We start from the raw sequence: 21,079 nt of genomic DNA, 5'->3' as shown, positions 1-21,079 counted from the left end.
CTCCTCCTAGATAATCACTTCTTTGCTGGCCGCAAACAAAAACAGCAATCTTTCTTTTATCGGGATATGCAGGATCGCCTCCACGGCTTCCTGGTAGACAGACAACTGGACACCATAGCGCTCAGCCATTTCCGATTCAACTTCACTGAGATGTGACACCCGATCCGTCTTGTAATCGAGCAGAACCCATCCGTCTTGTTCTTCGAACAGGCAATCGACGATTCCTTGGATGATCTGATGATCTCCATCTTCATCCGCTTTAGCGTATGTGAACGGAACTTCCCGCTTAATACTTTTCGCCGAACGAAGACGGGCTGCCGTGTCACTGGCGTAAAAGTATTCTATCTCTTTCACCTTTACCGCTTTTCCTTCATCTGCCGAAAGAACTTCCATCCCAACCAGCGTCTCGATGAATTCTTTTATTTCTGCGGCATTCATCGTACGGTCCAATGGAATGTGCTGCATGACTGCGTGCACTGCTGTTCCTACATCAGCTGCTGATAAGCGCTTGTCCATCATGAAATCGGGACGATGCAGCAACAAAGGTCTTTCGGATTTTGCCGTTTGAATGAAAGATTCGGGCTCATCCAGACGCTGCAGCATCTGCAGCCTTTTCATTTCGGTTACGGATTGCTTAGAACGTTTTTCAACAGTCCGCTGGTGCGGATATTGGTAATTGAAGCGCTCATTGACCAGCTGCTGATAATCTTCGTCCAAATCATCCACTTTCAGTAATTCTTCCAAATTCACTGCACCTTGAAGCAAAGACGGGGATTCAATGATTTCGATATGGAAGCGAGAGGAATGCGCGAGAACATTGCCATTAAGATTTAGGTGATCAGCAGCATCTGGATGTCTCGCCACGGCCGGACCAATCCAATCCAAGTAACCTTTTGCACGCGATCGCATGAAGTCGGGCAGACGGACATCACGTGTTCCGACTTTCCACTTTTCAAAGAGCTTATCGATTTCTTTTACTGAAGCCGTCAAATACAGTCGTTCTTTTGCCCGTGTCATCGCTACATACAATACCCGCATCTCTTCCGCTTTCATCTGCAGCTGCTTCATTTCTTTAACAGCAAGGAATGGCAGAGAGGTATATTCAATCCGTGTATCCGGATTGACCGCCTTGACGGCCAACCCATAGTCCTGGTCGAACAGATATGACTTTCTAAAATCCATTTCATTAAAAGAACGGCCCGTACCGGCAAAGAAAACCACGGGAAACTCAAGTCCTTTTGATTTATGGACTGTCATGAGCCGCACGACATTTTCTTTTTCACTGAGCGATTTGGCGGTTCCTAGGTCATCGCCGCGCTCACGCATGCGATCGATAAAACGCAAAAAGCGGAACAGTCCACGGAAAGAAGTTTTTTCATATTCCAGCGCACGGTCATGCAAAGCCCTTAAATTGGCTTGGCGCTGCTTGCCATTGGTCATAGCTCCGGCCATTTCATAATAATTCGTATCCAGATAAACCTGCCAAATCAACTCCGCCAGTGACCCCCGGCGTGCTTGGTTTCTCCATCCTTCCAACTGAAGCACAAAACGCTGCAGTTTTTCAGCGGCGGCTGGATCAATTCCTGTACCAGCACGCATAAAGGTTTTCACTGCTTCGTAAAACGACGCTTGAGGAGCAGCTAAACGAATCTCAGCCAACTCATTTTCTTTCAAGCCAATAAACGGCGCACGCAAAACCGAAGCAAGTGGAATGTCCTGATAAGGATTGTCGATGACACGCAAGGTATTGAGCATGATCATCACTTCAAGTGCATCAAAGTAACCGCCGGTCAATTCAGCATACAAAGGAATCCCAGCCATTTTGAATTCGTCCACAAAGTCTCCTGACCATGTCATGGAACGCATCAGGACGACAATATCCCGGTATTCCAGTTTCCGTTGCTGTTGTGTCCAGGGATCGTGCACAAGCACTTCCTGCTCCATCATTTCTTTAATTTTATTGGCGATATATCGTGCTTCCCACTGGGATTTCACCAGATCTTCATCTGCTGCTTCTTCTTCAGTATCCGGTTCATGTATTAAAGCGAGTTCAATCGGAATTTGCTGTTCAGGATAAGGAGCTTTTGCTTTTAATGCAGCCGCTTCGTCGTAGTCAATTTCCCCTACCCGTTCTCCCATAATCTGCGAGAAAATATAATTGGTGCCGTCCAGTATTTCTTTACGGCTTCTGAAATTTGCATTCAAATCGATGCGCAGACCCGTATTCTCCGCATCATGGCGGAACCGGGAATACTTTCCTAAAAAAAGCATTGGTTCAGCGAGCCGGAAGCGATAAATCGATTGCTTGACGTCACCCACCATGAACAGATTTCCGTCGTATTCATCTCCGGACTTCACAAGATTCAAAATGGTTTCCTGCAGCAAATTGGTGTCCTGATACTCATCCACCAATACTTCCTTAAACTGATCTTGGTATTCTTTAGCAATAGCTGAAGGTTTGCCATCATCCGATAAAATTTCTAGGGCATAATGCTCCAGATCAGAGAAATCGACCAACGCCCGGTCGATCTTCAGCGTTTTATATTGATCGGCAAACAGCTGTGTCAGCTCAACTAAAGTTTTCATCAACGGTGCCATTTCACGCATTTCATCGAGAAGCCTCTTCGGTGAACGCGTAAAATAGGCATCAAACAGACCAGTGACGATCTTCTTCACTTCATTGCGTATTGCCTTCGCTTCTTCTGCAATCTCAGGATCGCAGGAATCCTTCCGGATAGTCGCAGCTTTTTCGAACTTGAATGATTTTGAAAAAGCATAGAGACTATCCCAGGAAGCTTCCAATGAAGAGATCGCCGCTAGGATCACTTCGGCATCGGTCTTGAAAGTACCCTCAAGCATGGCCGGTCCATCGGGCTGCAAAGCCAATTGTTGTCCTTCAAGCGTCAATTGCAGCGCTTCTTCTAAAGCATGGCGTATCGTCAATTTCAAATCACCGATAAACGGCAGATCGTCGATGGCCGCAGATTCGGGTACGTCATATAACGCTGGTACCTGCTGCAGCCATCCTTCCGGGTCGGGATGAACACGCGAATAATCATAAAGCTTACTTAGCAGCACTTCCATCGCCTGGTCGCTGCGGTCGGAAGTGAAGCTGTCCGCCAGCCGGTATACCGCATCTGCTCCTTCTCCTTCATAAGCGGTTTCAAGCACCGCTTCGAGGACATCATCCCGAAGCAAAGCCGCTTCTGTATCACCGGCTATCCGAAAACCAGGATCAATTTCAAGCAAATAAGCATATTGTTTTACTACCTGCAGACAGAAAGAATGCAGCGTGGAAATTTGGGCTTTATTGATCAGGCGCAATTGTTTTCTTAAATGGGTTGAATCAGGATTTTCAGCAACGGCTTTTTCAAGCGCATTGGACATCCGGTGACGCATTTCTGCAGCTGATGCATTGGTGAAAGTAACGACCAACAATTCATCCACTGAAATGGCATCTTCTTCAGCTAACACCTTTTCAATCATCCGATTGATCAGGACAGCTGTTTTCCCTGAGCCGGCTGCTGCTGACACGAGCATGTCCTGTCCTTTTGCCCAAATTGCCAGCCATTGCTCATCAGTCCACGTGGCATCAATCGGTTTTTTCGGTATCATCTTCGGCCGTCTCCTTTCTGATCAATTCTACTGCTTTATCCGGTGAAAGAGCCGGTAGTTTACGATAACTTTGTTCCGGATCTGCCGGATCAAATTGGCATACAGAACGGTAAGAACAGAATTGGCAGGGTGTATCTTCTTTCACTTTATAAGGCGTGATACTTGTATTGCCTTCCAGAATGCCATTACCGGCATTTTGATGCTTGCTACGCACAAATCGGCGTATGGCTTGCATATCTTCTTTAACTACCGTTTTCGATTGGGAAGCGGACACAGTGCCGCTTTTATTGAGTCTGACTGGTATGACATTCGAATAGCCATCGATTCCTTCATCCATTGCCTGGATGACTTCAGGATCTTCCACGACCAAGCCGTTCATTTTAAAAGACTTGGCCATTTCTTCTTCCAATTCTTCCGCTGTCATTAGTTTCGTCAGCTTCAGCATTGGATTATGCATATGGAAATAAAGCACACCAGCAGGTTCCGCCTCCTCCCCAAGCCAACGGTCAGAGTGGGTCAGTGCCACATCCAGATACGTAAACGTCTGGAGAGACAAGCCATGATAGACATTGCTTAGATCGAGTCCTTGTTTCGATGATTTGTAATCAACGACACGCAAATACGGCTTGCCATGGATTTCAGTCGAATCAATCCGGTCAATCCGGCCGCGCACATTCATTTTACCACCGTTTTTTAAAGGAATATCAAGTGGCGGAATCGTTTCTTTCGGTCCAAAACCGACTTCCAATGCAACCGGCACAAACCCGGATACTTTGGCATGCTTACTGAGCATAAATGCAGTCTGCCGAATGATCCCTTCCAGTTTATGCTGGATATAGCGGTAGCGATGGGAACTGATCAAAATATGATTGACGAAATAAGGCGACAACTGCTCTATGGCTTCTTTCGCCAAGTTTTGGCATTGTGTTCGCGTTAGGGATGACCACGATACACCGAGTCTCAGAACTTCGTCCGATATCCATTTAATCGCTGCATGGAAGAGGTCGCCCATAGCTGGAGCAGCCAACTTGTAATGGCTTCGCTCTTCCAGACGCAGGCCGTAGGCAACATAATGCGCAAATGGACAGCCGTAATAAGTTTCAACGCGTGACACACTGGAAGATATCGGTGTCCCATATAGAGGTTCGGCAATATCTTGACGCAGCGTATCCGCTATATTGGGTTTGATGGGCGCTAGAATGCGTTTGATAACAGAAGACCAAAACGGGTCTTCATCATAATAATTCAAAACGGCACGCCACTCGGCTGATAAGTCACCGCCCCGAATCTGTGAGGTCAGGTAAGCAAGTGTTGCCCGCGGATGGGAAATATAAGCCATTGGAGATGTAGTTAACAACTCCTCGGGATCGATGACGGCAGAAACGGTATCGATTGACAGCATATCCTTCAATTTTTGGATGTATAGAGATGGCAGTAAAGCCTTTCCTTCTTCATCTGCGATCGGAAATGATACCGTCAGCAAATCTGAAGCGGAAGTAAATGCCCGGTACACCATATACGTTTCATCCATTAACCGCATTTTTGAAGTGGGGGCCAGTTCAAAACCGATCTGTGCAAACCACTCCCGGTCCGTATCGGTTAAAATCCCTTCCGGCTCTATCCGTTTTGGCAGCACCCCGTCATTGGCTCCGATGACAAAAACTGATTTGATATCCATCAAGCGCGCCAAATCGATTTTAGATACGGTGATTTGGTCCAGAGAAGGCGGAATACGGGAAAATTCCAGCGTTTCGAATCCTTCATCCAGGATTTTCACTGCCGTCGCCAAATCGACTTCCTTTTCTCCGAACATCAGCACGAACTGATCCAGGACCCCCACCCATTGGTTCCAGGCCTGTTCATGTTCTGTAGCAGCCAACAAGCGATGTTCTTTTTCTTCCCGTTCTTTTAAATCTTGTATCTTCGCATAGACATTCATTTTCTCCACGAACAGGAATAGTGCTTCCGCTATATCTCTTCCTGTTTTTCCGAGTTTTAGTTGTTCCTGCAACTCAGCTAAAGGTTCTCGGATTAAATCCCGGACAGCATGTAGTTCCATTTGTGCAGCAAGTTCTTCATCCGTCTGGATCGACGTATGGAATTCCAGGCCCCTGTATTTTTTATAGAACCAACGTTTTTCCTCAAACCACCGTTCCCCGTATATGCCATTGGCAATAACGAAGTTTTCCAGCAAATCGCTTCGCTCCCGCCATTTGGAGACAGGTCCCTGCGGAAAGAACAAATCCGTCTTCACTGCCCGGAAGACAGATTCATAGGAATAATTGGAGACTGCTGCTTCAAGGACTGAGCGGCTGAATTCAATAAGGGGATGATGCAGCATTGATTTTTTTTGGCTAATGAAATAAGGAATATCGTATTGCGGTAAAATGGTATTGATCAATTCATCATAAATTTCAGGCTGGCGATACAGGATTGCGATTTCATTGTAACGAAGTCCTTTTCTCACTTGATCTCTGATGCTTCGAGCCACTGCATGCATTTCAGCTCTTCTATTCGAAGACTCTACCAGGGAGACATTTCTCTGGCCTTGAATTTTTCTGGTCGGGTAATCGTCAAAATGCCGCTCTACATGCTCCAATTCCGGATTCGTAAATCTGCGCGGATCTGCGAGATGAACCGGATGGTCAACATCGATTCCCTCTTTTGCAGCTTGTTCACTTAACCGGCGAGCTGTATTGGCGGACTGATAGAATAGAGCTTGTTCATCGTTCGGGTTTGTGTGGTTGTCCATCGGCAACGCAATTGTCACCGATTTGGCATGCCTCATCAATTCAAAGAGGATTTCATACTCTCTTGCTGTGAAAGTAACAAAACCATCGATATAAATTGTCGCGGATTTGATCAACTCTGAGTATGGAATTTTCTCACTCAACAAAGCCAGGTGGCCTTCAGAATCTACAAAGACTTTACCCAACCTGTTTTCGATTTCGGTCAAGATCAGTTCCAGATCCCCTGCTTTGTCGAGCAGCGTTTTTGGTGCTCCGGCTCCAGCCAAGGAAGAACGGATTGAGTTCAATTCTCCACAATCTACACAGTAGCGGGCAAATTCTTTCACCAATTGTTCGACCTGGTCTGTAAAGCCTCTTTTACCGGCCGCTCTGCGAAACAACTGAAACTCTTCACGATGTTCTTCAAGCAGACTGCGAATCAACATGCGGTAGCCGAACGTATCCACTTCTTTCCTGCTGATGCCCCCTACTTCCTGCAGAACACGCCAAGCCAACCGTTTAAAAGTAACTGCCTGCGCACGGATCATGCCATTCATGCCATATGCCGCAGAAAGGCGATACTCGGTAGAAAACGACATTTGATCGGGCACAATGAGAAAAATCGGATCTCCATCCGCCTGTCGCTTTAACTCGTCCACTATCTCTTCCTGGACAAAACGGGTTTTCCCTGATCCCGCTCTGCCATATACAATGCGTAAAGACACATGATCACCCCTTCAAATAAGAACGTTTGTTCTAATTATACCTTTTCTATAAATTGATTGCCAATTCTATAAATCGTTATTGCCGCTGCTTTTTCCGCTCTTCATTTGCAAGACGGAATTCTGCTTCGACTTTTTTATTTAAGCGCTTTTCTAAGATTTTCCCGATAATGTACAGCAGGATGATCACCAAGATAACAATGGCTGTCCGAACCGGCTGAGTAAAAAGGGCCCGCAAGTCATACCCCACAAAGGAAATGGTGAAGACCATAACGAACTTTCCTGCCATGACAGTCAATAAATAATAATGTCTGCGAATATTCGATAAGCCTGCTACCAAATTTACTAAAGCAGAAGGCGTAAACGGCAGACACAGCAACAGGAACAGTGGACCAAATCCGTTCCTTTCCACCCAATGAATCAGCTTCTGCACTTTTTCATGGCGTGTCATGAAGTTCATAAAACGTGCCCGTCCATATTTGCGGATTAATAAAAATACGGCATACGCACCTATTACTGAACCGCTCCATGACAATAGGAAACCTAACCAAAGCCCATAGGCCGTTGCATTGGCAAAGACAAAGACGAACAATGGCAGGAACGGGAGGAAAGCTTCAATAAACGGCAATAGAAAACCGATCAATGGACCAAAAGCCCGGTAGGATTGGGTCAATTCAACAATATTCTCCATGGAAAAAAATTCCGACATAGGCTCAGTCCTTTAAAATATATAATATTTAAAATGCTATTCAAAAATAAAAATTTTTTATGATATGCTATTATAATTACTTTACACTCTTTCACTGAGTTTGGAAAAGGAAATACTTATACATAAGGAGCGTGAAAAATGGATCGACGTGATTTTTCTGCTGGGATAAAGGCTGGGACCAGCATAGCCATCGGTTATTTCCCAATAGCGTTGACCTTTGGTTTATTGGCCAAAACCACAGGACTTTCCCTAATCGAAGCAACAGCGATGAGCATCTTTGTTTTTGCAGGAGCCGCCCAATACATTTCCTTGACCCTCATCACCGCTGGCGTTGCCCCTGCGGTGGTTGTACTGAACACTTTCGTTGTCAACATCCGCCATTTCCTTATGACGGCTTCCCTCAACGAAAAGATGCAGCCCGATGACCGTTGGAAAAAAGCGTTGTATGCTTTCGGAATCACTGATGAAACATTTTCAGTATTGGCCACTCAAAAAGGCCATAAATTGACTACGGCTTTTGCTGCAGGGGTTATTCTTATCGCATATGGCAGCTGGATTGTTTTTACTGCAATTGGCCATTTGCTTGGTGCTAATCTGCCTCAGTTTCTACAGGCTTCCATGTCGATTGCACTCTATGCCATGTTTGTCGGACTTTTGGTTCCTTCCATGCGGGGCAACCGGAAAGTTGTCAGCTTGGCAGTCATTGCAGGATTGATCAATTCCCTCTTTTATTTTACTGAATGGCTGTCTACGGGATGGGCGATTATGGTCTCAACTTTGGCTTCCGCTATTTTTATTGAATGGATTTCACGGAAAGGTGTGAAAGCATAATGGGTTCGTGGTATTGGTGGATGATACTTGGCATGGCAGTGGTGACCTATATTCCCCGCGCCATTCCGCTGACATTTTTGGAGGGCCGGGAATTGCCGGCAGTGGTTCAGAATGTTCTTAGAAATATTCCATACGCCGTTTTGGGAGCGCTGATTTTTCCTGCCATCTTTTTTATACAAGAAAATATCTGGTTTGGAGTTATCGGCGCTATTGCCGCATTCGGCATTGCGTTTACAGGCGCCAACGTCATGATAGTCGTACTCGGTTCCATTGCCGTACTGGCAGTTTTCAGCTTGTTTATATGAAGAGCGTGAACGTTCAGCACACAAAGAACGAACAAACATTTATACTTCCTCAAACAGAAAAAAAGCCGTTACTCATTCTCATGAGCTTCGGCTTTTTTTCTGCGATTGAACATATTTGTGGAATACCAGAATCCGACAGTAAGAGATGCCGCATTCGCGATGAACAGCAGCCAAGTGTGGGTGTAACCCGCATAAACAGCTGCCGCCATAAGTGCCACAGTCAAAATCAATGCAACAATGTGGTTAAAGGTGACTCTCGTAAACAGAATGACGAGCAGTCCCGGCACCAGCAGAGACAGAAAAAATTTCGTTACCATTGATTCCATTTGGTTAGCTCCTTAATTGACCACTAATAATCCAAGGCGATGGTGATCATGACGGAAAATAACATGTTGGCGCAAACGCACTTCCAAGTTGTGGTCCAGCACTTCCAGACGGCAATGGGCCGCATTGACTTGAATCGCTTCATACAATTCCGATTCGTTGGAAATAGCGATGCCGTTTACTTTGCGGATGACTTCTCCGCGCAATAAGCCCATTTTATCAGCAGGAGAACCTGGCAGAACGTCTACAATCATCACGCCTTGGGATTGAGGTGTTACGGCGTAATTGCCGCTGCGTTCCTTCAATGCAAAATGGACCGTGATTGCTATACGTCCGATTACTCCAACTATCAGCGCTATAGCTGCCAATGGCTGCCATAATAAAGCAGCCAAACCGACAACCACAATGCTGACACCCAAAGTGGAAACAGCTTTACCGATCAATGGATAAAGATAAACCGGCAATGTCCGTTGTGAACGTCCTTGGAAACCAAAAACGAACGGGAAAAGAATCAGCGAAAAGCTGGTTTCACCGATTGACAATTGGGGCCAGTAGGGCGCATATGAATCAAGCAACGCGCCAGGTACAACCAATAAAATCGGCAACAGCCATAAGCGTTTTGAGATGTATGCAGCGGCTTTCAATCCGCGTCCCGATTTATGCAGCCGTGGCGAAGCAGCTTCTGCTGCTGCTTTATCAATCATCTTGCCTTCCGCGAAAACCAGTGCCCCAGCAATAAGTGCTACAGGAATCAGCCATTGATACGCAAAAGCTGCACCTTCAAATTCAAAAAATCCAAAATTCAGCGACCAGCCATTGGCATTAAATAACCAGCTTAACCCAACAGCTGCTGCAGCCAAATAGATAAACGAGCCTGCCGGATAAAAAGTTGTAGCCATTAAAACAATGGATACGAGGCTTAAAGCAATCAGCCAATGCATCGGTACAACCAGCCCGATTCCTGTGAACAATACGGAAAAGACTAAAGCATATAGCCAGCCATCCTTAATCAGCCGTTTAAACTCGGTCAATCCATAAACAATCCGAATCCTAAAAATTCTTCGTTCTTTCTTTACTCGATAATATCCCAAAAGCACTGCGGCAAGCAATGCGATGTATAAAACCGGATTTACAAAAAATCTCCCAATCGCTAACATTAAATCCATTATCACTGTACTTACACCATCCTATCACCGGCTATTGACGTTATCTCTCATTGTACCAAAGAAAACCGGCTTTCTGCACTTCTTTTTCAGTTAAACGAATGCGCCGCCCAATTGTTCCAAAATATCTTCGATGCCTTCAATACCGGCAGACAACCGGATCACTTGACGTGTTACACCAATTTTCTCTTTTTCTTCTGCTGATAATGCCCGGTGCGACGTTCCGTATGGATACGATACTGTCGTTTCGACACCAGCCAGAGTCGGCACAATTTTAATCCATCCGAGTGACGAAAAGAATTGCGATACCTCGATTGCTTCAGGCAATTCAAAAGACACAATTGCTCCGACGCCCGGATACCAGACTCGCGCTTTCCCTTCTAAAAAGGCAGCAATGGCCTGAGCATTTTCTGTCTGTGTTTTCATTCGAAGAGCCAACGTTTTGATTCCTCGAATTGTTAACCATGCTTCGAAAGGACTTAAGTTCAACCCTAAATTGACGACACGTTTTTCAGCAATATCGATTAAGTGTGCATCTCCTACCAAAACACCGGCTGTGACGTCGCTATGGCCGCCAAGATACTTAGTCGCGCTGTGAGCAACTAAATCTGCGCCAAGCGAATAAGGCGTCATGGTATACGGTGTCGCAAAGGTGTTGTCGATCATAACCCGAACATCGTAATGTCGTTTCAGTTGGCAGAGAACTTCTATATCTTCCATACGCAGAAACGGATTGGTAATCGATTCACTGAATACCAATTTAATTTCGGGTGTATCGATCAATAGTTGTTCAATTTTGCTGATATTCGAAAAATCGGCAAAATGAACCTGGACCCCCATCAGGATAAGTTCTTCCTTCAATAAATGAAAAGTACCGCCATAAACATCTTGAGCAGCTAAAATATGATCCCCAGCCTTTACAACTGACAAAATTCCCGCTAGAATTGCCGAAGTTCCTGAAGATGCTGAAACACCTTTTGGCGCCTTCTCCAAATCCGCTACGGTTTGTCCCAGGGCATCTGTATTCGGATTGGCAGTGCGTGAGTAGAGATAAGTGCCATTTCCTTCATAATAGCCTTCAAGCTCTTCCAATGAAGAAAATGAAAACGCGGAAGTCTGGTAAAGCGGCATGACCTTCGATTGAATGGTCCGCTCCTTCATTGTTGCAGTATGCACTGATTTTGTTTCAATTGACGCCATTATCCCATCTCCTATTCCATTTCTTCGACTAATTGTTCCATCATGGATTCATCCATTGGACCCACCACTTTATTTTGAATACGCCCTTTTGTATCGATCATATAGGAAGTGGGAATGGAAACCGCCTGATAGGTGGAACCCACGTCTCCTTCAACATCCATTGGAATCGGAAACTCCAATGCGAATTCCTCTACAAATTCCTCGATTTTCCCAAGTCCTTTATCTTTAGTCGTTAAATTGACTGCAAGAATTACGACATTCTCATCTTCGGCCTGCTCTTCAAAATAGGTTTGCATATGAGGCATTTCTGCTCTACACGGAGGGCACCAAGTTGCCCAGAAATTAAGCAATACTTTTTGTCCTTGATAATCAGACAGTGCCACCTCTTCGCCATTTAAGGTAGTCAACTGAAAATCAGGAGCCTTTTCTCCTTTAGCCAACCCTTCAGCTGTTGGGAGAAAATCCACGTCACTGCCAAGAGCCATGTTATCGAGCGCTTTAGAATCCGCCATATTATTTTTCACGGCACCTATTATGACGAGTGCAATCATAACAGCAAGCATCAACAAGCCGAGTATCTTTTTAGGCATCTGTTATCCACTCCATTCAACCTTCATCATACGATAAATAAGTCTACTTGTTCCACTAAGTTTATTAAAAAATGTGACAGAATAGCGGGAGTCTAAAAAAACAGCCGGCACTAAGGCCGGCTGTCTTGAATTTATAATGAAACATAGCTGGCTGGATTTACTGCGTTTGTCCGACCGCCGTTCCAAGGGCCCACATGGATTTCGAAATGCAGGTGATCACCGAATGAACGTCCGGTATTCCCCATTCCCCCAATGTTTTGTCCTTGTGATACTTGTTGGCCGACTGATACACCAATCGAATTCAAATGTGCGTATACAGTCGCATGCGTTTGACCGTTAATGGAGTGGGTAATGATAACGACATTGCCGTATCCTCCCATTGATCCAGCATAAGATACAAACCCATTCGCTGCTGCCACAATCGCTGTGCCTTTGCTGTTGGCAATATCTACGCCCTGGTGGAACTCCGGTCCAGAACCGATATCACGCCAGCCGAATTTAGAAGTATAACGACCTGCCGCTGGACGGATAAACCCAGAGCTTGCATTGACTGAAACTGCTGGTTCAGGTGCACTATATGCCGGAGCCGGTGTTGGAGCCGGGGCTGGAGTACTTGATGCAACAGGAGCACTTGAGGCTTCAGAGTTGCTCGCCGCTTTTTGTGATGCTGCTTTGTCTGCTGCCACTTTCTCCGCTGCTGCACGCTCTGCAGCCGCTCGTTCAGCGGCTACACGCTCAGCTGCCGCTTTTTCCGCCGCTGCTTTTTCTGCTGCTGCCCGTTCTGCAGCTAATTTGCGCAGTCGCTCTTCTTCAGCTTTTCTCGCCAATTCTGCAAGACGGGCTTGTTCGTTGGCGATTTTTGTTTCCAGTTCCGCACTTACATCTATCGCTTCATCGCGCTGTTGAACAAGTGTCGTCTTTTCTTTGGCCAAGCGTTCTTGCTCTGCTTTCAGATCTTTTACAAGTCCGGACTGCTTAGCTTTCTGTCCGTCCAACGAGGTTTTAAGATCAACAAGTTCTGCACGGCGCTCTTCCTGCTGAGCAAGTTTTGTTTCAACTTGTGCTTTTTTCTCACCTAGCAATTTTTTATCTTCTGCTTGTTCATTCATGATTTCACGATCTGCATCAATTAACGTGTTCACTGCCGAAAAACGGTCAATGAAGTCAACAAAACTGTTGGCACCCAGTAATACGTCTATGTAATCCACAGAGCCGCCGCTCAGTTGAATGGCACGTGCACGTTCCTGAAGCAACTCTGTCCGTTCAGCAATTTTTCTTTCCAATTCTTCTATGGATTTCTTCAGTTCATCGATTTCGACGATTGTCTGATCAATCTCTCCTTGGACCCCATTAATTTTAGACTGGGTCTCCTGCATCTGATTCTCCAGTTCCTGGATTTTAGCCATGATGCTTTCAAGCGTTGATTGGTTTTGGTTCATTTCCACGGATTTTTCACTGATGCCAGAATTTAATTCATTTTGTTTTTGTTCTGTTTTTTGCTTTTCTTGCTGTAATTCACTTAATGTATCAGCATTTGCGGTAGGCATCAACAAAGTTAGTGCTAATACAGATGAAACACCAGTCAACATCCATTTCGAATTCAAGTTCGTGATCCCCTTTCGGCTTTACGCTCTTTTTCTATCTGTCTCTGTTTGTTCTATTTAATATGTACAGCCTGTAGTCTCTTTATCGTACTTACAGGCCGTCTATAAATCTATATTAAACACGTAAAAATTTTCTAATTGACATGAAGCTTCCCCAAATACCGATAAATACGCCCATTAATAAGATCAGGGCACTTACCTGATAGATGAACGGAGTGAATTCCAAAAGCTGGAACAGTTCTCCACTCAAACGGGGTTGGGCAAACTCGGTAATTTTGCTGTAAAGCAATGCAACCAGGCCAATTGGAATGATGGAGCCCATGATTCCCAGCCACATGCCTTCCAGAATAAATGGAATGCGGACGAACCAGTTTGTAGCACCCACTAATTTCATGATCTCAATCTCGCGGCGTCTTGCGACAATTGTAATACGAATCGTATTTGAGATCAGGAACATAGCTGTGAACAATAACGCTAAGATCAAGATCAATCCTACATTTCTTCCGGCATTAAGAACGTTAAAGAGCTTCTCTATTTTGCCTTCTCCGTATTTTACATCTTCTATATTTTCTAGAGCAGCAATATCAGTGGCTATTTTTTCAGTTTGCTGCGGTTCAACTGCTTTTACATAAAAAACATCGAACAATGGATTGCTTTGTTCGAATAAGCTCAACTCATCCCCAAAATCAAGGACCAAGTCGGTCAGTTCTTCTTCTTTTGTGGAGAAATTGGTGGATTCGACACCTGGCATTTCAATAATTTGAGACTCCAGATTTTGAATCGTTTCTTCTGTAGCATCCAATGAAACGAATACTTTGATTTCGACATCGTTCTCAAGATCATCTGCTACTTTGTTCAAGTTCATCATAATGAGAACAAATACACCGACTAACAGTAGGGTTACGGTAACTGCACTGACGGATGCGAAGGTCATCCAGCTATTGCGTCCGATACTTTTAAAGCTCTCTTTAAAATGGCGGGTTAGTGTTCTAGCCTTCATAGCCGTAATCACCTCCAGCTACATCACGGACAATTAATCCGCCTTCTATTGCAATTACACGATGTCTCCGCGTATTAACGATTTGTTGATTGTGGGTAGCCATGATAATGGTCGTGCCCGCTTTATTGATCCGTTCAAACAAGTTCATGATGTCCCATGCAGTCTCTGGATCCAGATTTCCTGTTGGCTCATCTGCAATCATCACTTTTGGCATGTTAACGATAGACCGTGCGATGGATACGCGTTGCTGTTCCCCTCCGGATAATTCCGTTGGAAACATTTTCGCTTTATGCTTTAAACCTACCAGGTCCAATACTTCCATAACACGCTTTTTGATAGCAGCTGGTTTTTCTTCAATCACTTCAAGCGCAAATGCTACATTTTCATAGACATTCAGCTTATTCAGCAATTTAAAATCCTGAAACACAACACCAATCTGACGGCGCAGCATTGGGACTTTGCGATTCTTTAAAGTTGCTATATCTATATCATCCACGAACATTTGACCAGAGGATGGCCGTTCTTCACGATACATCATTTTGATGAATGTCGATTTCCCTGCACCACTCGGGCCTACGATATATACGAATTCTCCTTGGTCGATTTCAACATTAAGACCGTTCAAGGCGACAATTCCATTCGGATACTTTTTGTAGACGTTTTTCATTTGAATCATCTTTATTACCCACCTATTAGTAATTGGCTTATGCCAACATTATTTCCATAGAATTTTGCAGCAAACTCATTATAACACCTTAAACATATATTTTTATTACATTTCTGTATCATTTAAAATTCAATCTGAATAGTCTGAACTATAAGAAATATTAAAATCATAGCTATCAATAACATAAATAAGTTACATATAATCCCTTTTCATAAACAAATAAGTACTAATTTACGTTATAATCTGACAAAAAAAATAAACCTGCTGATTCGCAGGTTTATTGCATATTTGCTAAGTATTCGGCTACCGCATCCGCTTCTTCGCCTTCAATAATATCGGCGGGCATTGCTCCTTTTCCGTTATCTATGACAGCACGAATCTCTTCCTGGGACAGGCGGGAACCCACATCATTCAAAGCAGGAAAATTACCTGCGCCCTCCAAGTTTTCACCATGACAGGAAATACAATTTTGTTGAACCACTTGTTCAGCATCAACTCCAGCCGTTTCTCCGCCGCTCTCAGCAGGTGGTGCTGAAGGTTCTGTTGTTTCTTCTCCGCCGCCACATGCTCCTAATAAAAGCGTCGCGCCAAACAGCGTCGCCATCAATTGCTTTTTCATTTGGTGACCTCCTCTTATGAATTATCTTTTCCTTATTAGTGTATACCAATGTTATGGCCGTTTAAAACCTTCTCCTAATACTTCAGAAGCATCTGAAACGATCACAAATGCTGATGGGTCAATAAATTTAACCAACTGTTTCAGTCTTGTAAATTCCGTTTGGGGGATGACCACCATCAATAAGGGTTTTTCAGTTCCTGAATAGCCGCCGGTGGCTGCCAGTTCCGTTACTCCCCGGTCAACTTCTTCATATATGGCGTCTCTGATTTCCATTTGTTTAGTAGTGATAATGTAAACCAGTTTTGATTGACCGAACCCAACTTGGACAAGATCAATGGTCTTTGTCGTAACGTATAAGCCGATTAATGCATAAAGCCCTTTCTCAATATCAAATACCAATGCCGCCGCTAAAACGATAAATCCATCGATCATTGCAACACTGGTACCAAGTGTCAGACCGGTAAATTTTGTAATGATCTGTGCAGCAAGGTCCGTTCCCCCCGTAGATGCTTTTCCTCGAAAGACAATACCCAGGCCAAGTCCGACCATTATGCCACCGAACAAAGCACCCAGCAAAGGATCTCGCGTCCACGGCTCCCACGATTCGGTCAAGAATACGACCAAAGGCAAAAAGACCGTTCCTACAGCCGTCTTAATACCGAAATTTTTCCCTAATAATATCAAACCGGCAATAAACAAAGGAATATTAAAAGCCCATTGGACGAACGCTGGCTTCCATTCGAATAAACCTTTCAGTATGGTACTGATGCCACTTACTCCACCCGATGCCACTTCGTTCGGCAATAAAAATACGTTAAAGGAAATGGCTACAATCGCTGATCCAATGATAACGCTGGCATAATCCACAAACAATGTCAGCAACGGATGTGGATCTTTACGGATGCGTCGATTCTTTTTAGTCATATGTTCTTCTTCCTCTTCTCTCTTATGTTCGGTTAAACCCTGTCAGAGTATACCAAACGCTTAAGGCTTTGTGAACTTCATCCAGATAAAGCAAGCCGGCTGTAAACAGCCACAATAAAAACGCCCCGCCAGCGTTTAAGCTTTCGGGACGTATTTGTAAAGCAGATGAATGGAAAACATTGATCTTTCGCTTCCCTATTCCATTTTGGAACGCAATAGAGAATTGATGAATCCATCAATGTCTCCATCCATAACAGCGCCTAAATTTCCTGTTTCATAATTGGTGCGGTGGTCTTTGACCATTGAATACGGATGGAACACATAAGAACGAATCTGACTTCCCCAGCCAATTTCCTTTTGCTCCCCACGAATTTCAAGAAGACGTGCTTCTTCCTCTTCGATCTTCAACGCATACAATTTCGCTTTCAGCATTTGCATCGCTTTTTCGCGGTTCTTGATTTGTGAACGCTCCTGCTGGCATGTCACGACAGCACCCGTTGGAAGGTGGGTAATACGAACAGCGGAATCGGTCGTATTGATATGCTGTCCTCCGGCACCACTTGCCCGGTACGTATCAATTTTCAAGTCTTCGGTGCGGATTTCAATTTCAATCTCGCCCGTAAATTCCGGCATTACTTCGCAGGAAACAAACGACGTATGTCGGCGTCCGGATGAATCAAAAGGCGATATGCGGACTAAACGATGAACGCCTTTTTCAGCCTTCAAGTAGCCATAGGCATTATGTCCGCGTATTCCAAGCGTTACAGACTTAACTCCGGCTTCGTCTCCAGCCTGATAATCCAACGTCTCCACTTTAAAGCCGCGTTTTTCTGCCCACCTGGTGTACATGCGCAATAGCATTGAGCACCAATCCTGAGACTCTGTGCCGCCTGCACCGGGATGCAATTCCAAAATCGCGTTATTTTTGTCATAAGGTTCGCTGAGCAGCATCGTCAGTTCATAATCAGCTAACTGGGAGTTGAATTCCTTCATCTCATTATCAACATCTTCATGCAATTCCTCATCGTCTTCTTCTCTTAAAAGTTCCAAAGACATTTCCATGCTTTCCTGTGTTTCAACGAAACCGTAATACGTATTAACGATTTCCTTTAATCCATTCAATTCTGAAATGACCGTTTGCGCTGATTCCTGGTCATTCCAAAACTCAGGATCCAACATCATTTCATCTAATTCCTGTATGCGGGCTTCTTTGTTTTCTAAGTCAAAGAGACCCCCTAAAGTCCGCCAATTTACTGGCTGATTTGTCGAGCTGATTACGGATGTCTGCTAATTCCATCATTATATGTTCCTCCTCAAAATAACACCGAAGAGCAAAAGCTCTTCGGTACTTTCACACATTCTTATGAAGCTGTACCATGACAGTTCTTGAATTTCTTACCGCTGCCGCATGGACAAAGGTCATTGCGGCCAACTTCCATATCTTTGCGGACAGGCACTTTTTTCTTTTTCGGAGCCGGTCCGTCTTCTTTCGGATTGACTGCTTGGCCTTTTGCAACTTCTTCACGTTCAAGGTTGTTGCGGATTTCAGCTTTCATCGAATACTTCGCTACGTCTTCCTCAATGGCTTCAACCATAGCTTCGAACATTGCAAAGCCTTCACTTTGGTATTCGCGAAGAGGATCGTTCTGTCCATAAGCACGCAAGTGAATCCCTTGTCGCAGCTGATCCATTGCATCAATATGATCAATCCATTTTGTGTCAATGGAACGGAGAAGAACAACTTTCTCGAATTCGCGCATCCGATCCGGTGTCATTTCTACTTCTTTTGCATCGTAACGCTCAGTTACAGCTGCTTTAATGAATGTAATCAGCTCTTCCTGGGATTTCCCTTGAAGATCTGCTTCGGTCACAGTGTTTTCAGGAAGAAGATTCGCAGAAATCAATTCAGAAAGTGATTTCAAATGCCAGTCATCCTGCTTTTCCTCAGCTGTATGCGTGTAGACCATCCGCTCAATTGAACTATTGATCATGTTTTCAACCAACGCACGCATATTTTCAGTTTCAAGAACTTCCATACGCTCTTTATAAATAATTTCCCGTTGCTGACGAAGCACATCATCGTATTGCAGCAGGCGTTTACGAGCATCGAAGTTATTGCCTTCCACTCGTTTTTGAGCCGACTCCACAGAGCGCGTCACCATTTTTGATTGCAAAGGCTGTGAATCGTCCATTCCCAGTTTGCCCATCATATTGCGCATGGCATCCGATCCGAAACGGCGCATCAATTCATCTTCAAGGGAAAGGTAGAATTGAGTGACACCCGGGTCGCCTTGACGTCCTGAACGTCCACGCAGCTGATTATCGATCCGACGAGATTCGTGGCGTTCAGTACCGATGACTGCAAGACCTCCAGCTTCGATGACACCTTCACCGAGCTTGATGTCTGTTCCACGGCCTGCCATATTGGTAGCAATCGTCACAGCACCTTTTTGTCCTGCATTTAAAATGATTTCCGCTTCATGCGCATGGTTTTTCGCATTTAATACCGAATGCTTGATGCCTTTTTTCGTCAGATAGTCTGAGATGATTTCTGATGTTTCAATCGCTACAGTACCGACCAGCACCGGCTGTCCTTTGGCATGGCGTTCTGCAATATCATCTCCTACAGCTTTGTATTTACCGGCAGTAGTAGAATAAATTAAATCAACATGGTCTTCACGGATAATCGGTTTGTTTGTTGGAATGACAATAACGTACATATTGTAAATATTGCGGAATTCTTCTTCCTCGGTTTTCGCTGTCCCTGTCATACCGGATAATTTATCGTACATCCGGAAATAATTCTGGAAAGTGATTGTCGCCATTGTCATTGATTCATTTTGGATTTCGAGGCCTTCTTTGGCTTCAATCGCCTGATGTAGTCCATCTGAATACCGGCGGCCTTTCATTAGGCGGCCTGTAAACTGATCGACAATAACAACTTCCCCTTCTTGTACAACATAATCCACATCTTTGTGCATCGTAACGTATGCCTTCAAGGATTGATTGATTGTATGGTTTAAGCGAACATGGCTGATATCAAAAAGGTTATCAATGCCGAATGCTTTTTCGACTTTCTCGATGCCTTCTTCCGTCAGAACTACGCCTTTAGTCGTCTCATCGTAGGTGTAATCTGTGTCCTTCGTCAACAGACGCGCGAAGGCATTTGACTGTTGATACAGTTGAGCCGCTTTAGCTGCCTGCCCTGAAATGATCAATGGCGTCCGCGCTTCATCGATCAAGATAGAATCGACTTCATCGATTACGGCGTAATTCAATGGGCGTTGAACCATATCTTCTTTATAGAGCACCATATTGTCGCGCAGGTAATCGAAGCCCAGCTCGTTATTCGTACTATACGTAATGTCAGCCTGATAAGCCGCACGTTTTTCGTCTTTGGTCAAACTATTTAAATTCAAGCCGACAGACAAACCAAGCCATTCATACAACTGGCCCATTTCCAAAGCGTCACGACTTGCCAAATATTCGTTGACTGTGACTACATGCACACCTTTTTTGCTAATGGCATTCAAATATACAGACAAAGTGGAAGTCAAAGTTTTACCTTCCCCTGTCTTCATCTCAGAGATATTCCCTTCATGAAGGGAGACTGCACCCATGATCTGTACGCGGAATGGGTACAAGCCAAGTACACGTTTCGATGCTTCACGAATTGTTGCAAAAGCCTCTGGCAGCAAGTCATTGAGCGCTTCGCCTTTGGCATGGCGCTCTACAAATTCTTCAGTTTTCGCTTTCAACGCTTCATCAGTCAAAGCCGCAAAATCTGAAGCCAGTGCCTCTACTCGATCCGCCACTTTTTCTAATCGTTTCAAATCCCGTTTATTCGGATCAAATACTTTATTCAATACTCCTAGCATAATTTTACCGCTCCCTGCGTAAGTGTCCGCCGGCATCAAACATACCGGATGATCGCTTTAGCTTTTATAATGCCCTATTAAGCGTTTCCGCTCAAAGAACGTTCTTACCCAAATCATCATTAGTCGTTTCAAAAAAATCTCACTATTCATTTTAACACTGCGCCCAAATGCGTGCAAATAATGACGCCAGCTATTCACT

General features: G+C 44.6%; 16 protein-coding genes. 2 read left to right on the top strand and 14 right to left on the bottom strand.

All coding sequences use genetic code 11. The features are described 5' to 3' along the window. Positions 1-6: 6 nt before the first annotated feature. The 3 genes from addA to FQV26_RS05530 all read right to left on the bottom strand — a co-directional run bounded on the left by addA (position 7) and on the right by FQV26_RS05530 (position 7,775). Positions 7-3,615 carry a helicase-exonuclease AddAB subunit AddA gene (gene addA, locus FQV26_RS05540; RefSeq protein WP_146556362.1) on the bottom strand — a complete coding sequence of 1,203 codons (3,609 nt, stop codon included), beginning with the start codon at positions 3,613-3,615 and terminating at the stop codon, positions 7-9. Continuing rightward, positions 3,593-7,069 carry a helicase-exonuclease AddAB subunit AddB gene (gene addB / locus FQV26_RS05535; RefSeq protein WP_146556361.1) on the bottom strand — a complete coding sequence of 1,159 codons (3,477 nt, stop codon included), beginning with the start codon at positions 7,067-7,069 and terminating at the stop codon, positions 3,593-3,595. The genes addA and addB overlap by 23 nt, the downstream gene beginning before the upstream one ends. A gap of 76 nt (positions 7,070-7,145) precedes the next feature. Beyond that, the gene (locus FQV26_RS05530) at positions 7,146-7,775 is read right to left on the bottom strand and encodes a TVP38/TMEM64 family protein (protein WP_186759634.1); all 630 of its coding nucleotides are present in this window, start codon (positions 7,773-7,775) and stop codon (positions 7,146-7,148) included. A 138-nt stretch (positions 7,776-7,913) separates the two neighbouring features. On the opposite strand from FQV26_RS05530, the gene FQV26_RS05525 reads away from it, so the two are divergent. Then, positions 7,914-8,606 (top strand): AzlC family ABC transporter permease, encoded by a 693-nt coding sequence (locus tag FQV26_RS05525; RefSeq protein WP_146556360.1) that lies wholly within the window; start codon positions 7,914-7,916, stop codon positions 8,604-8,606. Next, entirely contained in the window at positions 8,606-8,911 is a 306-nt protein-coding gene (locus FQV26_RS05520; RefSeq protein WP_146556359.1) for an AzlD domain-containing protein, read from the top strand. The genes FQV26_RS05525 and FQV26_RS05520 overlap by 1 nt, the downstream gene beginning before the upstream one ends. Positions 8,912-8,979: 68 nt before the next feature. On the opposite strand, the gene FQV26_RS05515 is transcribed toward FQV26_RS05520, so the two are convergent. The 11 genes from FQV26_RS05515 to secA all read right to left on the bottom strand — a co-directional run bounded on the left by FQV26_RS05515 (position 8,980) and on the right by secA (position 20,880). Continuing rightward, the gene (locus FQV26_RS05515) at positions 8,980-9,237 is read right to left on the bottom strand and encodes a CsbA family protein (RefSeq protein WP_146556358.1); all 258 of its coding nucleotides are present in this window, start codon (positions 9,235-9,237) and stop codon (positions 8,980-8,982) included. Between the two features lie 12 nt (positions 9,238-9,249). After that, positions 9,250-10,401, bottom strand: a complete 1,152-nt coding sequence (locus FQV26_RS05510) for a PDZ domain-containing protein (protein ID WP_146557772.1) — start codon at positions 10,399-10,401, stop codon at positions 9,250-9,252. A 90-nt stretch (positions 10,402-10,491) separates the two neighbouring features. Next, positions 10,492-11,598, bottom strand: coding sequence for a trans-sulfuration enzyme family protein (locus FQV26_RS05505; protein ID WP_146556357.1), 1,107 nt, complete (start codon positions 11,596-11,598; stop codon positions 10,492-10,494). An 11-nt stretch (positions 11,599-11,609) separates the two neighbouring features. After that, positions 11,610-12,188 (bottom strand): peroxiredoxin family protein, encoded by a 579-nt coding sequence (locus FQV26_RS05500; protein ID WP_146556356.1) that lies wholly within the window; start codon positions 12,186-12,188, stop codon positions 11,610-11,612. Positions 12,189-12,319: 131 nt separating this feature from the next. Then, positions 12,320-13,792: a murein hydrolase activator EnvC family protein gene (locus tag FQV26_RS05495; RefSeq protein WP_261384268.1), complete on the bottom strand. Its 1,473-nt coding sequence runs from the start codon at positions 13,790-13,792 to the stop codon at positions 12,320-12,322. A gap of 115 nt (positions 13,793-13,907) precedes the next feature. Then, positions 13,908-14,792, bottom strand: a complete 885-nt coding sequence (gene ftsX, locus FQV26_RS05490) for a permease-like cell division protein FtsX (protein ID WP_146556355.1) — start codon at positions 14,790-14,792, stop codon at positions 13,908-13,910. Beyond that, positions 14,782-15,468, bottom strand: a complete 687-nt coding sequence (gene ftsE, locus FQV26_RS05485; protein WP_146556354.1) for a cell division ATP-binding protein FtsE — start codon at positions 15,466-15,468, stop codon at positions 14,782-14,784. The genes ftsX and ftsE overlap by 11 nt, the downstream gene beginning before the upstream one ends. A gap of 268 nt (positions 15,469-15,736) precedes the next feature. Then, on the bottom strand, positions 15,737-16,078 hold the full coding sequence (gene cccB, locus FQV26_RS05480; RefSeq protein ID WP_146556353.1) for a cytochrome c551: 342 nt from the start codon (positions 16,076-16,078) through the stop codon (positions 15,737-15,739). Between the two features lie 51 nt (positions 16,079-16,129). Further along, positions 16,130-17,002 carry a YitT family protein gene (locus FQV26_RS05475; protein WP_146556352.1) on the bottom strand — a complete coding sequence of 291 codons (873 nt, stop codon included), beginning with the start codon at positions 17,000-17,002 and terminating at the stop codon, positions 16,130-16,132. A gap of 195 nt (positions 17,003-17,197) precedes the next feature. Continuing rightward, positions 17,198-18,299, bottom strand: a protein-coding gene (gene prfB / locus FQV26_RS05470) for a peptide chain release factor 2 (protein ID WP_146557770.1) whose coding sequence is annotated in 2 segments (ribosomal slippage) — positions 17,198-18,226 and positions 18,228-18,299 — 1,101 coding nt in all. Because the reading frame shifts where the segments join, the coding sequence is not laid out codon by codon here. A 64-nt stretch (positions 18,300-18,363) separates the two neighbouring features. Next, on the bottom strand, positions 18,364-20,880 hold the full coding sequence (secA, locus tag FQV26_RS05465; RefSeq protein WP_146556351.1) for a preprotein translocase subunit SecA: 2,517 nt from the start codon (positions 20,878-20,880) through the stop codon (positions 18,364-18,366). Positions 20,881-21,079: the final 199 nt, after the last annotated feature.

The organism is Planococcus sp. CPCC 101016 (assembly GCF_007859295.1).
Taxonomy (GTDB): domain Bacteria; phylum Bacillota; class Bacilli; order Bacillales_A; family Planococcaceae; genus Planococcus.
Note: the sequence above shows the minus strand (reverse complement) of the source record. Positions and strands in the feature narration are given on the sequence as shown.